Genomic DNA, 12640 nt, shown 5'->3' on the forward strand with positions numbered 1-12640 from the left:
CATGCACAGCCTCCTGCCGCTCAACAGCACGCCGCTGGAACGGGCCGTCGAGGCGGCCTCCAGCGAAGACCTCAAGGTCACCCTGCGCACCCTGTACAACCCCGATACCTGCCCGGCGAACCTGTTGTACCAGCTGGCCTGGGCCTGGTCGGTGGACCGTTGGGACGACACCTGGCCCGAGGCGATCAAGCGCTCGGTGATTCGCTCCTCGTTCTACGTGCATGCCCACAAGGGCACGATCGGCGCATTGCGCCGCGTGGTGGAGCCGTTTGGTTATTTGATCGAAGTGATCGAGTGGTTCAAGGCCACGCCCCCGGCGGTGCCCGGCACGTTCGCGCTGAAGATCGGCGTGTCCGAGGCGGGGATCAGCGAACAGACGTACCAGGAACTGACCTGGCTGATCGACGACGCCAGGCCCGTCAGCCGACACCTGAGTGGCCTGGTCATCAGCCTGGAAACCGCTGGGTCGCTTTACCTCGGCGCCGCGCTGCAAGACGGCGACGAACTTGACATCTACCCGCCTGCGCCGGCCGACCTCACGGTCATGGGGGCCATCGGGCGTGGTGGGCGAGAACACACCATTGACTATCTGGACATTTACTAATGGTTGATCAGAACTCCCAGTTCTACGCGATCCTGACCAAGGTGGGGGCCGCGAAACAGGCCAATGCGGATGCCCTGGGCATTCCTTGGAAAATCACACACATGGCCGTCGGTGACGCCAGTCCGGCAGGGCTGGACAACCCGCCGCTGCCAATGCCCGACGCGAGCTGGACCAGCCTGCTCAACGAGTGGCGGCGGGCGCCGCTGAACCAGCTCAAGGTCGACGAAAAGGACAGTGCGGTCATCGTCGCCGAGCAGGTGATTCCGGCCGAGATCGGCGGTCGCTGGATTCGCGAGGTGGGGCTGTACGACGCCGACGGCGACCTGGTGGCGGTGGCCAACTGTGCGCCTACCTACAAGCCGCTGCTCAACCAGGGCTCGGGTCGTACCCAGGTGGTGCGCATGAACCTGGTGGTCAGCAGCGCCAGCAATGTGCAACTCAAGATCGATCCGGGTGTAGTGCTGGCGACCCGCGAGTTCGTGACCGAGGAACTGGCCAAGCGCGACTTCAAGCACTCGGTGCTGGCTGCGACCACGGCCGCGATCACCTTGAGCGGGTTGCAGACGATGGATGGTGTTGCGCTACAGGCGGGCGCGCGCGTGCTGGTGAAGAACCAGGCCGCTGCCAAGGACAACGGCCTGTATCTGGTTGCCAGTGGAGCGTGGACACGTTGCCCGGATGCGGACAGCAGCGCCAAGGTCACGCCCGGCCTGCTGGTGCTGGTGGAGCGGGGTACGGCCAACGGTGACAGCGCCTGGCAACTGACCACGGATGCCCCCATTACTCTGGGCGTAACGGCGCTGGCGTTTGAAATGGCGTTCGGGCGCAGCGGGGTCGCCGCTGGCACCTATCGCAGCGTCAAGGTGGATGCTTACGGCCGCGTTGTCGCCGCGACGAATCCGACCACGCTGAGCGGGTATGGCATCACCGACAGTTACACCAAAGCGCAGATTGAAGAGATGATCGCCGAGGCCTCGGCGATGCCGGTGGGAGTCATGGCAGCACTGCCGGTGAACAAGATCCCGCCAGGCTGGCTTGAGGTCGATAACAGTGCGAAGAGTATCGCTGCTTATCCCGACTTGGCTGCGTTCCTTGGCGGCGCCTACAACAACGGCACAGAACCGGCGGGTTACTTCCGTTTGCCGGAGTCGCGCGGCGCTGCATTGCGGGGCTGGGATCATGGCCGTGGTATCGACGTCGGCCGTGCGCTGGGTGACGAGCAGCTTGATGCGATGCAGCGGATTACTGGCAAATTTGGCATCCGTGGTGCCTATCAGGGCGGCGTTATGGTTGCCGATCAGGAAGGGGCTTTCAAAGCGTCCTCAACTACTACCGCCGGCTTTTATGTTGCAAATGGCAGCACCAGTGGAGCATTTCAGGGTACTGAGTTCGATACGGGGCTTGTAGCCCGTACTGCCTCTGAAACCCGCATGCGCAACGTTTCTGTGGTCTGGTGCATCAAGGCCTGGAGTGCGCCGATCAATCAAGGAAACATTGATATTGCTGCGTTGGCCGCGTTGGCCGCTCAAGCGACCGAAACCAATTTGGGTATGGTGAGAATCGCCACCCAAGCGCAGGTCAACGCAGGCTTGGCCGATGATGTGCTCGTTACACCAAAAAAACTGCGCTGGGGGCTCACGGCCAGCTTCACTACCAATGGCTACCTGGTTTTCCCTTCCTGGCTTGGTGGGTTCACTGTGCAGTGGGGCGCGCTGTCAGGTAACGCGGGAGTGCGTGACCTCAACTTCCCTCTTGAATTTCCGAGCAGTGTCCTGCAGTTGATGCTCACCGGACAAGCCAGCCAGGCGACCGTCGGCGAGTACAACGACCAGTGGGTGAACTCACTGTCGAAGTCGGGTGCGGTGATCTATGCAGAGGCCGCTCAATCCATACGTTGGCTCGCCCTAGGACGATAAATATGCAGCGCTACTACAGTCTCTCCACCGCTACTACCTACCTGGAGGGCATTCACCTGGAAATGCCACCGGATGCCCGCCCTATCACCGAAGCGCTTTTTCTTGACGTGATCGCCAATCCTGATCCGAGCAAGGTACGCTCCCACGACCCCGATGGGCTGCCCATTCTGATTGAGCCCCCGCCGGTGGTACTGACTTTGGAACAACATTCGGCCCGCGAGCGCGCAGGCCGTGATTCGCAAATAGGTGCTACGGAATGGTTAGTCACTCGCCATAGAGACGAGCTTGACATGCAGTTGACTACCAGCTTGTCAGCCGAGCAGTTCGCCGAGCTGCTGCAGTACCGCCAGGCCCTGCGCGACTGGCCCCAGTCTGAGCTGTTCCCAGTTTCTGAGCACCGGCCGGTACCGCCGCTCTGGTTGGAAAGCATCAGCCCCTGAAGCCCCGCACTGTCGGGGCTTTTTCATTCTTCAAGACCCTTCAGCAGAAAATCACAAGGCTTTGCAGATGTTGAAAGATTGCAGATGCGGCAGATGCAAACGACTGCTTGCCCGTATGGGCGAGTTCACAGAACTCCAGATCAAATGTTCCCGCTGCGGAACGTTGAATCATGTGAAGGCCACGAGCCTCGAACCATCGCCTGTGAGCGACATGAACGCGGAATGTTCCGCTACCCAGCATTCGACTCGATAGGTAAAAAATCATGGAACCAGTAAAAGTAGGCAAGCATTTCTTCAACGCTCACCCGACCACGGTGACTCAAGTCTTCAGCCCGGAAGAAAACAAGGAAGGCGTCTATCTGCGCACCGCCACCATTTGCACCGGCGGCGGCATCATCAACCTGTACAGCGGTCCCAAGGCACCTGCTCGTCTGGGTGACATGACGGTGCACGCTATCATGGGCGGAGTAGCCAGTAGCAACAACTGGCAGTACACCCAACCCTACCCACTGCTTATCCCTGCTGGCTACGGGCTGTGGACCGTCTCGAACAACTCTGTCGCCGCGATCTCGCTGACCTGGGACTTCCTCGCCTGATTTTGGCCACCGCACCTGTACCTGCAACGGGCGGTTCGCCCCGATAGTTGCCGATCCAACCTTACAAGGCCCTGCATTGCAGGGCCTTTTTCATACCCGGAGTTTACCCATGAGTGGTTTCTTTCACGGCGTCACCGTCACCAACGTCGACACCGGCGCCCGCACCATCGCGTTGCCGTCGTCCTCGATCATCGGCCTGGTGGACACCTTCACCGAAGGCCCGACCGCCAGCGCCAAGTTCAACGACCTGGTGCTGATCACCAGCGAGCGTGAAGCCATCGCCGCCTTCGGCGCCGACGCGGCCATCACCCGTGCCTGCCAGGCCATCTACCAGCGCGCCAAGGCGGTCATCGTCGCCTGCGGCGTGGCCAAGGTTGCCGATGCGGCCGAGCAGACCTCGGCCATCATCGGCAGCGTGCTGGCCGACGGCAAGCGTACCGGCCTGCAAGCGCTGCTCGACGGCAAGAGCCGTTTCAACGCCCAGCCGCGCCTGCTAGTCACTCCAAAGCACAGCGCAACTCAAGCCGTCGCCACCGCCCTGGTGGCCCTGGCCGACAAGCTGCGCGGCCTGGCCATCATCGACGGCCCGGCCACCACCGACGAGGCCGCCCTGGCCTACGCCGAAAACTTCGGTGCCAAGCGCGCCTTCCTGGTCGACCCGGGCGTGCAGTACTGGGACACCACCGCCAGCGCCACCGTCGATGCAGCGGCCTCGGCCTGGGTCGCCGGCCTGTTCGCCTGGACCGACAACGAGTACGGCTTCTGGGCCTCGCCCTCGAACAAGGAGTTCGTCGGCATCACCGGCACCACCCGCCCCATCGAGTTCCTCGATGGCGACGAGACCTGCCGCGCCAACCTGCTCAACAACGCCAACATCACCACCATCATCCGCGATGACGGCTATCGCCTGTGGGGCAACCGCACCCTGAGCAGCGACCCGAAGTGGGCCTTCGTCACCCGCGTGCGCACCATGGACATCGTGATGGACGCGATTCTCTACGGGCACAAATGGGCAGTCGACCGCTCGATCACCGCCACCTACGTCAAGGACGTGACCGAAGGCCTGCAGGCGTTCATGCGCGACCTCAAGGCCCAGGGCGCGATCATCAACTTCGAAGTGTTCGCCGACCCGGAACTCAACAGTGCCAGCCAGCTGGAGCAGGGCAAGGTGTACTGGAACATCCGCTTCACCGACGTACCACCGGCCGAAAACCCCAACTTCCGCGTCGAGGTCACCAACCAGTGGCTGACCGAAGTTCTCGATAACGCAGCTTAAGGAGCACTAGCAATGGCAATGATTCCCGAAACCCTGGCGAACTTGAACCTGTTCGTCGATGGCACCAGCTTCCAGGGCGATGTCACCAGCCTGACCCTGCCCAAGCTCACCCTGAAAATGGAAGAGCACCGGGTGGGCGGCATGGACATGCCCATCGAGATGGACATGGGGATGGAGAAGCAGGAAGCCGGCTTCACCACTACCGGCGTGCGCCGTGAGTCGCTGAAGTTCTTCGGCCTGGCCGATGGTTCTGCGTTCAACGGCACCTTCCGCGGTGCCTTCAAGGGCCTCAAGGGCGCTGTCACCCCGGTGATCGTGACCCTGCGCGGCGCGCTCAAGGAAGTCGACATGGGCGATTGGAAGGCCGGTGACAAGGCCGAGGTCAAGCACACCGTCGCCGTCACCTACTACAAGCTGGAAGTCGGCGGACGCCTGATCTACGAGGTCGACCCCATCGGCATGAAGCGCGTGATCGACGGCGTCGACCAGCTCGCGGCACAACGTTCGGCCCTGGGCCTGTAAGGACTTCTCATGACCCAAGCAAAGATCCCCAGCTGGATGAAGCTGAGCGCCGACGGCGTGGTGGTGGCGTTGACCCGGCCGAGCGAAGCCAATGGCATCAAGGTCGACAGCCTGTCGTTGCGCTCGCCTACGGTACGCGACATTCGTGCGGCTCAGTCGGCCGGCAGCGGCGACGACGAGCAGCGTGAGCTGAACCTGTTCGCCTCCCTCGCCGAGGTGGGCATCAAGGACCTGGAGGGCCTCGCGCTCAAGGACTATGGCCGCCTGCAGGCGGGCTATTTTCGCCTGGTGCAAGACGACGAGCTTTGACCCCTCCCTTCAGAAGGTGGCCGCCAGGCGGCTTGCCCGTGAGCTGAATTTTTCTGCCACCGAGATCATGACCATGTCATTCAACGACATGGTCTGGTGGCTCACGGAGTGAGCCGGTTTTGCACGCACAGGGGGACCGTATGGCAAACGCGTTAGCGTTGAAACTGGTTATCGGCGCCTCGGTCAGTTCGACGATCGGCGCATCATTCAAGCTGCTTGAGGCGCGGATCCGGCAACTCAGGCAATTGAGCAGCGAAGGCAAGGGCGACCTGTACCCGCTCGGGCACGAGACGCTGGGCAACGGGATGCTCGACAGCGCTCCTGGTGACCCGCCAGGCGCGAGAACTCAAGCAAAGACCGGGGGCGCCGTACAGGCTGCTGAAACGCAGGGCTCCCGGCACAGGCTGACATTGTTGAAGAGCATCGACGGGCACTTGCAGGTGATCAGTTTCCAGGTCGCCGATGTTGCGCGCCGGCTTTCGCAATCGAAGCCCGCCAGGGTATCCGTAAACATCAGATCGCAAGCGGCACCGCAGGCACCCGCAGGGGCAGCTGCGGCTGCTTCACTGGAGACTGCAGCGCCCGCATCTCTGCCAACCGATGGGGCACCTGCGGCGGGTCGGGTATCCGACCCGCTCAGCAGGAGGATGGCGGGGAGCGATGATACCGGGCCCCCGGCAAAGGGGCCGCAGCCCATAGGTATCATCGCTGTTGCCAGTGATTTCAGGGCAGGGCCACGGAAGGCTGGCGTGCTGGGTGGCGACGCTCCCAAAGGCGCAAGGGCGCCGCAACGCGTGTTTGTCGTCAATGCCCAGGACTTTTGCTGCGGCGCGATAACTTCGAGAAGGGGTAGAGGGGGAAGAAAGAACAGCCCCTCCAGGCGCCGACTTTCATCTGCTCCGGTTGGGCGCTGGGAAAGCATCAAAGGTTACCTCGGCAAGGCTGTTCCGGCGATCAAGGCCGCTCGAGCGCCCGCAGCCGTCGAGGCCATCTACAAGTTCGGCAAGACCTTCCTCACTGCAGAAACCACCGAGCAGAAGGCCGAGGGATATGGTGGGGCAGTGGGCGGTTTTGGTGGCGCACTGGCCGGGGCTGCGCTGGGCGCTTTCGTTCCTGTCATCGGTCCTGCGATCGGTTCGCTGATCGGGGGTATTGTGTTCAGCGAGTGGGGCTCCTCGTTAGCCAAGAAGTGGTTTGCAGACGACGATGCTGCCAAGCCTCCTGCTGGCGAACCCACTCACTTGTCCAAGTCGCTGGGCGATGTCGCTCGTTCGATGAATCCCGGCGCTGGCGAGCCGATGACAATTCTGTCGTTGCCGCCTGCGCCACCTTCGATCAGCCCTGCGCCGCAGCCGATTGCCCAACAGATCACCTTCGCCCCGAACATGCCCATCACCGTGCAGGGCAGTGTCACCGACCCGGCCCAGTTGGCGATGAACATCGAGCCGATCATTCGACGTCAGTTCCTCGAACTGACCCGTCAGGCTTCGATGCGGCAACTGGCCGACCCCACATTTGTATAAGGAGCTGCCATGACCTACATGGACCAGTTGCACTCGGCCCTGCGAGCGCTGATCGCAGCGGGGGAGGCGGGCCGGCGCAGTGCCGACGAGATGCTGGAGCCCATGACCGGCGCCATCAGCGATATCGCCGAAGCCGCTGCGGCGCTCGAGGACATCCCCTACGTCGGGCCGCTGATCGGCGCCAGGCTGCAACGCACGATGCGCGCCATCAACCGGGCGCAGCGGGGCGTCGAGAAGGTGCTGGGCCGTTACAGCCGCGCCGTGGCCAAGGTCGCGCTGGTGCAGGAGCGCATCGTCATCTTCGAGCAGAAGGCGGCCAAGGCTGCCGCAGCCATCAACAAGGTGGCGGGTCGCATCAGCCCGTCGCTGGGCACGTTGCTGCCCACCGGCAGTTTCGCGCCGTCGGTCACGCCGGCAGCCGAGGTGGTCAAGCCGTTCCCGCACCTGCTCATTCTGCAGTCGTTGCAGGCGCAGGCGCAGCCTTACTACTTCAACCTCGACACCGCGACCTTCGATGAACTGCGTCGCCAGAGCGGCTTTCGCTGGGCGGGCCAGGAGCGCCTGAGCCGCCACCCGGCGCAGCAGGCGGTGGGGCTGGGCGAAGAGCGCATCACCCTCAAGGGCACGATCTTTCCCGGTGCCAAAAGCGGGCTCGGCCAGTTGCAGGCGCTGCGCAGCATCGGTCGGCAATTGCAGCCACTGAGCCTGACCACCGGCTACGGCGAGGTACTGGGCAACTGGTGCCTGACCAGCATCGAGGAGGACCAGAGCAGCCTGGTGGCTGGCGGCATTCCTCGCAAACAAGGCTTTTCATTGGAGTTCGTGAGCTATGGCGACGATCTGCAGAACCTCTGACGGCGATCTGCTCGACAGCCTCTGCCAGCACTACTACGGGCACCTCAACGGCAGCGTCGAAGCGGTACTCGATGCCAACCAGGGCCTGGCCGACCAGGCGCAGCCGTTTGGTGCCGGGGTGCTCATCAGGCTGCCCGCGTTGACGCCCGCCCGCCAGGCCCTGGTGCAGTTATGGGACTGAGCTGGCGCGCCCCCCTGCCTGCCAGCGCTGCGTGCGCGGGCAGGCCCTTCTGGAGCAGCAACCATGCAACCTGTGTTTCGCATCGTGGCCGATGGCAAGGACATCACCGCGCTGATCAATGATCGCCTGCTGTCGCTGCGTACCACCGACAAGCCGGGCATGGACTCGGACGAGTTCGAACTGCGTATCGACGATCGCGACGGCGAGGTGGCATTGCCGGCACGCGGTGCCTTCATCGAGGTGCATCTGGGCTACGCCGGCCAGGCATTGACCCGCCTGGGGCGCTACGCCGTGGATGAGGTGGAGCTGTCCGGGCCGCCTGACAGCATCGTGATCCGAGGCAAGGCCAGCGACATGCGCGGCAGCGGCAAGACCACCCGCAGCGGCAGCTGGGAGAACGTCACCCTGCAGCAGATCGTGCGCGACATCGCCGCGCGCAATGGCTGGCAGCCAGCGTGCCCGGTGACGCTGCGCATACCGCGCATTGACCAGTTCAACGAGTCGGACTTCAACTTCATCACCCGTCTGGGGCGCCTGTTCGACTGCACCGCCAAGGTAGCGAACGGCGCGCTGCTGGTGATGCCGCGCCAGGCCGGCAAGAGCGCCAGCGGCAAGGCCCTTGGCAACGTCATGATCAGCCGTGGCGACGTGCGCAGCTGGCAGTTTCGCATGACCGACAAAGGCACCCACAAGGCCGTGCAGACCCGTCATCTGGACAGCAAGACCGGCCAGCAGAGCGTGGTCGACCTGCCTAACGACGACGCGCCCGACGGCCTGTCGCCTGTGCACACCGACCGCCACCTGTACCCCAACCGTAGCGCTGCCGAGCAGGCCGCCAAGGCCCGCCTGGCGGCGCTCAACCGCAGCACCGCCAGCCTGCGCCTGGAAATGCCGGGCCGCACCGACCTGTTCGTCGAACGCACCCTCGACGCCCAGGGCTTCAAGCCCGGCCTCGATGGCGAGTACCTGATCGAGTCGATCGAGCAGGTGTTCAGCGCGTCCGGGTGGAGCACCACGGTCGAGTGCAATGGCGGCAAGCAAGGCAAGGCCAGGGCCAAGGGCGGGCAGGGTAATGCCGGTCGTTCGCTCAAGGCCGGACAGGCCTGAACCCCTATGCATTTTGGAGAATGATGATGGTCATCACTCAGCAGAACTTGATGCAGATTCTTCCCGGTGCCGGCGCCAATGCCGGCATTTTTGTACCCGCCCTGAACACTGCCATGGCCCGTTGGGAAATCGACAACCCCCGACGCATTGCCGCCTTCCTCGCGCAGATCGGCCACGAGTCGGGCCACCTGCGTTATGTGAAGGAGCTGGGCAGCGATCGCTACCTGTCCCGTTACGACACCGGCGCCCTGGCCCTGCGCCTGGGCAACACGCCGGAGGCGGACGGAGACGGTCAGCGGTACTGCGGCAGGGGGCTGATCCAGGTTACAGGGCGCAACAACTACCGCGCCTGCAGCATGGCGCTGTTTGGCGACGAGCGTCTGCTGGAGTTGCCGCAGTTGCTCGAGCAACCGCGTTGGGCGGCCGAGTCGGCTGCCTGGTTCTGGCACTCGCGCGGGCTTAACGCGTTGGCCGACCGCGGTGAGTTCAACCGCATCACGCGGCATATCAACGGTGGCCTCAATGGCCTGGAGGATCGCCTCAAACTCTGGGCCCGCGCCCGCGAGGTGCTGTGTTGAACCGCTTGCACGCTGGCGTGCTGCTGAGCCTGGCGCTGCTGGCCTGCGTATTGACCTGGCAGGTCCAGGGCTGGCGCCTGGGCCGCCAGCTGGCGCAGCAGCAACAGGCCTGGGCATTCGAACGCCAGCAACTGGCCGAGCGTGCTGCCGCCGAGCTGCAGGGCGAACGCCAGCAACGCCATGTGCTGGAGCGCCAGCTGGACTTGAACGACAACACCCATTATCAGGAGCTTCTCGATGCACAACAGGCTCAGGCACGCTTGCGTGATCGGCTGGCTACTGCTGATCTGCGGTTGTCGGTCCTTCTCGACCGCGACGCCACCCCCGACCTGCCTGCCGCCCCCGGCGCCGGCAGCCTGGATCATGGCGCCCCACGCGCCCGACTTGACCCGGCGCATGCTCGACGAATTATCGCCATCACCGATGCCGGTGACGCCGGACTGATCGCCCTGCGCGCCTGCCAGGGTTACATACGCGCGCTCACACCTTGAGTGTTCAGCCACGCCGATAGCTGGTGTAGGGTAGGCGCCAGACCTTCAAGGAGCCTGCCATGGACCCGATCACCGCACTTTCTGCCCGGCTGGGGGAACACCTGCGCCGTTACAATGCCCAAGTCACCACGGCCGAGTCCTGCACCGGCGGTGGTATCGCCGAGGCCATCACGCGTATTCCTGGCAGTTCGGCCTGGTTCGAAGCGGGCTACGTGACCTACTCCAACGCCCAGAAGACTCGCCAGCTGGGGGTAGACCAGGCACTGTTCCCGCAGGTCGGTGCGGTCAGCCAGGAAGTGGTCGAAGCCATGGTGCGCGGCGCCCAGGCTGCCAGCGGGGCACGCTTTGCCGTGGCGGTCAGCGGTGTGGCAGGGCCCGATGGCGGCTCGCCGGCCAAACCGGTGGGCACTGTATGGCTGGCCTGGGGCGACGGTGCGCGTGTGGCCAGCGAGCGCCGGCACTTCGATGGCGACCGCGATGCGGTGCGCCGACAGACGGTAATCGCCGCCCTAGAGGGCTTGTTACAGCTTGGCGCAGAGTAAATCGCAAATCGGGGGTAGGCGGAAAGAAAACCCTGTGGAATAATACTGGCTACTTATACAGGTGTTGTGGCCGTCAGGCCCTATCGATGATTACGTGAGGACTTCAATGGACGACAACAAGAAGCGTGCCTTGGCTGCGGCCCTGGGTCAGATCGAACGTCAATTCGGTAAAGGCGCGGTCATGCGCATGGGCGATCACGATCGCCAGGCGATTCCGGCAATCTCGACCGGCTCGCTGGGTCTGGACATTGCTCTGGGCATCGGCGGCCTGCCAAAGGGCCGTATCGTCGAAATCTACGGTCCTGAGTCGTCGGGTAAGACCACGCTGACCCTGTCGGTGATCGCCCAGGCACAAAAAGCCGGTGCCACCTGCGCATTCGTCGACGCCGAACACGCCCTCGACCCCGAGTACGCCGGCAAGCTGGGCGTCAATGTCGACGACCTGCTGGTCTCGCAGCCGGACACCGGTGAGCAGGCCCTGGAAATCACCGACATGCTGGTGCGCTCCAACGCCGTCGACGTGATCATCGTCGACTCCGTGGCGGCCCTGGTACCCAAGGCCGAGATCGAAGGCGAAATGGGCGACATGCACGTGGGCCTGCAGGCTCGCCTGATGTCCCAGGCACTGCGCAAGATCACCGGCAACATCAAGAACGCCAACTGCCTGGTGATCTTCATCAACCAGATCCGCATGAAAATCGGCGTGATGTTCGGCAGCCCGGAAACCACCACCGGTGGTAACGCGCTGAAGTTCTACGCTTCGGTACGTCTGGACATCCGCCGTACCGGCGCGGTGAAGGAAGGCGACGAAGTGGTCGGCAGCGAAACCCGCGTCAAAATCGTCAAGAACAAGGTGGCGCCGCCGTTCCGCCAGGCCGAGTTCCAGATTCTGTATGGCAAGGGCATCTACCGCAACGGTGAGATCATCGACCTGGGCGTGCTGCACGGCTTCCTCGAAAAAGCCGGTGCCTGGTACAGCTACCAGGGCAGCAAGATCGGTCAGGGTAAAGCCAACTCCGCCAAGTTCCTGGCAGAGAACCCGGAAATCGCCGCGACCCTCGAGAAGCAGATCCGCGACAAGCTGCTGACCGGTGGTGTTGAAGCTGCAGCTGCTGCGGCTGCTGGTAAAACGGCTGCTGCAGAACCTGAAGATGATCTGGTCGACGCTGACGCCGACGCCAACTTCTGATTTGCAGATAGACCATGTCCGTCGTACTCGATACCCCCGTCGCCGTAAGGCGGACAGCTATGGACCTGCTCGCGCGACGCGAGCATGGTCGTGTCGAGCTGACGCGCAAGTTGCGTCAGCGCGGCGCTGAGCCCGAATTGATCGACCAGGAACTCGACCGTCTGACGGAAGAGGGCCTGCTCAGCGAAGCGCGCTATCTCGAAAGTTTCATCAATTACCGCTCCCGTTCGGGCTATGGCCCTGCGCGTATCCGTGAAGAGCTCAGTCAGCGCGGTTTGCAGCGTAGTGATATCGAACAGGCCTTGCGTGAATGCGGCATCGACTGGCAAAGCCTGCTGATCGATGTATGGCAACGCAAGTTTTCCGGGCAACTGCCCTCCGATCCGCGCAGTCGCGCACAGCAAACCCGTTTTCTGGTCTACCGTGGTTTTTCCATGGAGATGGTCGGTCGTGTGCTGAGTGGTCGCAGCCTGGACGATTGAGCGATGGCCGACCCCGAAAGGGGGTAGGC

At 63.3% G+C, this 12640-nt stretch carries 17 protein-coding genes; all 17 read left to right on the plus strand.

The window, feature by feature from the left end:
• The first annotated feature begins 1 nt into the window (after window position 1).
• The gene (locus tag N0B28_RS06345) at window positions 2–604 is read left to right on the plus strand and encodes a phage tail protein I (protein WP_054914988.1); all 603 of its coding nucleotides are present in this window, start codon (window positions 2–4) and stop codon (window positions 602–604) included.
• The gene (locus N0B28_RS06350) at window positions 604–2520 is read left to right on the plus strand and encodes a phage tail protein (RefSeq protein ID WP_100633087.1); all 1917 of its coding nucleotides are present in this window, start codon (window positions 604–606) and stop codon (window positions 2518–2520) included. The genes N0B28_RS06345 and N0B28_RS06350 overlap by 1 nt, the downstream gene beginning before the upstream one ends.
• 2 nt (window positions 2521–2522) lie before the next feature.
• Window positions 2523–2960 carry a phage tail assembly chaperone gene (locus tag N0B28_RS06355; protein ID WP_100633088.1) on the plus strand — a complete coding sequence of 146 codons (438 nt, stop codon included), beginning with the start codon at window positions 2523–2525 and terminating at the stop codon, window positions 2958–2960.
• A 67-nt stretch (window positions 2961–3027) separates the two neighbouring features.
• Window positions 3028–3213 (plus strand): Com family DNA-binding transcriptional regulator, encoded by a 186-nt coding sequence (locus N0B28_RS06360; RefSeq protein ID WP_080922947.1) that lies wholly within the window; start codon window positions 3028–3030, stop codon window positions 3211–3213.
• 10 nt (window positions 3214–3223) lie between these two features.
• Window positions 3224–3556, plus strand: a complete 333-nt coding sequence (locus tag N0B28_RS06365) for a hypothetical protein (protein WP_088514470.1) — start codon at window positions 3224–3226, stop codon at window positions 3554–3556.
• A 109-nt stretch (window positions 3557–3665) separates the two neighbouring features.
• On the plus strand, window positions 3666–4832 hold the full coding sequence (locus tag N0B28_RS06370; protein WP_088514471.1) for a phage tail sheath family protein: 1167 nt from the start codon (window positions 3666–3668) through the stop codon (window positions 4830–4832).
• 12 nt (window positions 4833–4844) lie between these two features.
• Entirely contained in the window at window positions 4845–5354 is a 510-nt protein-coding gene (locus N0B28_RS06375; protein ID WP_123752976.1) for a phage major tail tube protein, read from the plus strand.
• Between the two features lie 9 nt (window positions 5355–5363).
• The gene (locus tag N0B28_RS06380; RefSeq protein ID WP_043864277.1) at window positions 5364–5663 is read left to right on the plus strand and encodes a phage tail assembly protein; all 300 of its coding nucleotides are present in this window, start codon (window positions 5364–5366) and stop codon (window positions 5661–5663) included.
• A gap of 140 nt (window positions 5664–5803) precedes the next feature.
• Entirely contained in the window at window positions 5804–7186 is a 1383-nt protein-coding gene (locus N0B28_RS06385) for a hypothetical protein (RefSeq protein ID WP_123752977.1), read from the plus strand.
• Window positions 7187–7195: 9 nt separating this feature from the next.
• Window positions 7196–8041, plus strand: coding sequence for a phage tail protein (locus N0B28_RS06390; protein WP_123752978.1), 846 nt, complete (start codon window positions 7196–7198; stop codon window positions 8039–8041).
• Window positions 8016–8222, plus strand: coding sequence for a tail protein X (locus N0B28_RS06395; RefSeq protein WP_078480052.1), 207 nt, complete (start codon window positions 8016–8018; stop codon window positions 8220–8222). The genes N0B28_RS06390 and N0B28_RS06395 overlap by 26 nt, the downstream gene beginning before the upstream one ends.
• Before the next feature lie 63 nt (window positions 8223–8285).
• The gene (locus N0B28_RS06400) at window positions 8286–9329 is read left to right on the plus strand and encodes a contractile injection system protein, VgrG/Pvc8 family (protein ID WP_275730966.1); all 1044 of its coding nucleotides are present in this window, start codon (window positions 8286–8288) and stop codon (window positions 9327–9329) included.
• 26 nt (window positions 9330–9355) lie between these two features.
• Window positions 9356–9907, plus strand: a complete 552-nt coding sequence (locus tag N0B28_RS06405) for a glycoside hydrolase family 19 protein (protein WP_054914982.1) — start codon at window positions 9356–9358, stop codon at window positions 9905–9907.
• Window positions 9904–10398 carry a lysis system i-spanin subunit Rz gene (locus N0B28_RS06410; protein WP_104572116.1) on the plus strand — a complete coding sequence of 165 codons (495 nt, stop codon included), beginning with the start codon at window positions 9904–9906 and terminating at the stop codon, window positions 10396–10398. Before N0B28_RS06405 ends, N0B28_RS06410 begins: the two co-directional genes overlap by 4 nt.
• Window positions 10399–10457: 59 nt before the next feature.
• On the plus strand, window positions 10458–10940 hold the full coding sequence (locus N0B28_RS06415) for a nicotinamide-nucleotide amidohydrolase family protein (protein ID WP_275730971.1): 483 nt from the start codon (window positions 10458–10460) through the stop codon (window positions 10938–10940).
• A gap of 106 nt (window positions 10941–11046) precedes the next feature.
• A complete protein-coding gene (gene recA / locus N0B28_RS06420) occupies window positions 11047–12129 on the plus strand; it encodes a recombinase RecA (protein WP_043864269.1) in 1083 nt (360 codons plus the stop codon).
• 14 nt (window positions 12130–12143) lie between these two features.
• Window positions 12144–12611, plus strand: coding sequence for a recombination regulator RecX (gene recX / locus N0B28_RS06425; RefSeq protein WP_275730975.1), 468 nt, complete (start codon window positions 12144–12146; stop codon window positions 12609–12611).
• Window positions 12612–12640 lie beyond the last annotated feature (29 nt).

Source organism: Pseudomonas sp. SD17-1, assembly GCF_029201585.1.
In the GTDB taxonomy this organism is placed as follows: Bacteria; Pseudomonadota; Gammaproteobacteria; order Pseudomonadales; family Pseudomonadaceae; genus Aquipseudomonas; species Aquipseudomonas palmensis.

What these genes read in the sequence shown, in the direction of transcription:
- N0B28_RS06360 (WP_080922947.1), top strand. Translation starts at nt 3,028, where the DNA reads ATGTTGAAAGATTGCAGATGCGGCAGATGCAAACGACTGCTTGCCCGT.
- N0B28_RS06400 (WP_275730966.1), top strand. Translation starts at nt 8,286, where the DNA reads ATGCAACCTGTGTTTCGCATCGTGGCCGATGGCAAGGACATCACCGCG.
- N0B28_RS06390 (WP_123752978.1), top strand. Translation starts at nt 7,196, where the DNA reads ATGACCTACATGGACCAGTTGCACTCGGCCCTGCGAGCGCTGATCGCA.
- N0B28_RS06405 (WP_054914982.1), top strand. Translation starts at nt 9,356, where the DNA reads ATGGTCATCACTCAGCAGAACTTGATGCAGATTCTTCCCGGTGCCGGC.
- N0B28_RS06385 (WP_123752977.1), top strand. Translation starts at nt 5,804, where the DNA reads ATGGCAAACGCGTTAGCGTTGAAACTGGTTATCGGCGCCTCGGTCAGT.
- N0B28_RS06355 (WP_100633088.1), top strand. Translation starts at nt 2,523, where the DNA reads ATGCAGCGCTACTACAGTCTCTCCACCGCTACTACCTACCTGGAGGGC.
- N0B28_RS06395 (WP_078480052.1), top strand. Translation starts at nt 8,016, where the DNA reads ATGGCGACGATCTGCAGAACCTCTGACGGCGATCTGCTCGACAGCCTC.
- N0B28_RS06350 (WP_100633087.1), top strand. Translation starts at nt 604, where the DNA reads ATGGTTGATCAGAACTCCCAGTTCTACGCGATCCTGACCAAGGTGGGG.
- N0B28_RS06365 (WP_088514470.1), top strand. Translation starts at nt 3,224, where the DNA reads ATGGAACCAGTAAAAGTAGGCAAGCATTTCTTCAACGCTCACCCGACC.
- N0B28_RS06415 (WP_275730971.1), top strand. Translation starts at nt 10,458, where the DNA reads ATGGACCCGATCACCGCACTTTCTGCCCGGCTGGGGGAACACCTGCGC.
- N0B28_RS06375 (WP_123752976.1), top strand. Translation starts at nt 4,845, where the DNA reads ATGGCAATGATTCCCGAAACCCTGGCGAACTTGAACCTGTTCGTCGAT.
- N0B28_RS06380 (WP_043864277.1), top strand. Translation starts at nt 5,364, where the DNA reads ATGACCCAAGCAAAGATCCCCAGCTGGATGAAGCTGAGCGCCGACGGC.
- N0B28_RS06345 (WP_054914988.1), top strand. Translation starts at nt 2, where the DNA reads ATGCACAGCCTCCTGCCGCTCAACAGCACGCCGCTGGAACGGGCCGTC.
- recX (WP_275730975.1), top strand. Translation starts at nt 12,144, where the DNA reads ATGTCCGTCGTACTCGATACCCCCGTCGCCGTAAGGCGGACAGCTATG.
- N0B28_RS06370 (WP_088514471.1), top strand. Translation starts at nt 3,666, where the DNA reads ATGAGTGGTTTCTTTCACGGCGTCACCGTCACCAACGTCGACACCGGC.
- recA (WP_043864269.1), top strand. Translation starts at nt 11,047, where the DNA reads ATGGACGACAACAAGAAGCGTGCCTTGGCTGCGGCCCTGGGTCAGATC.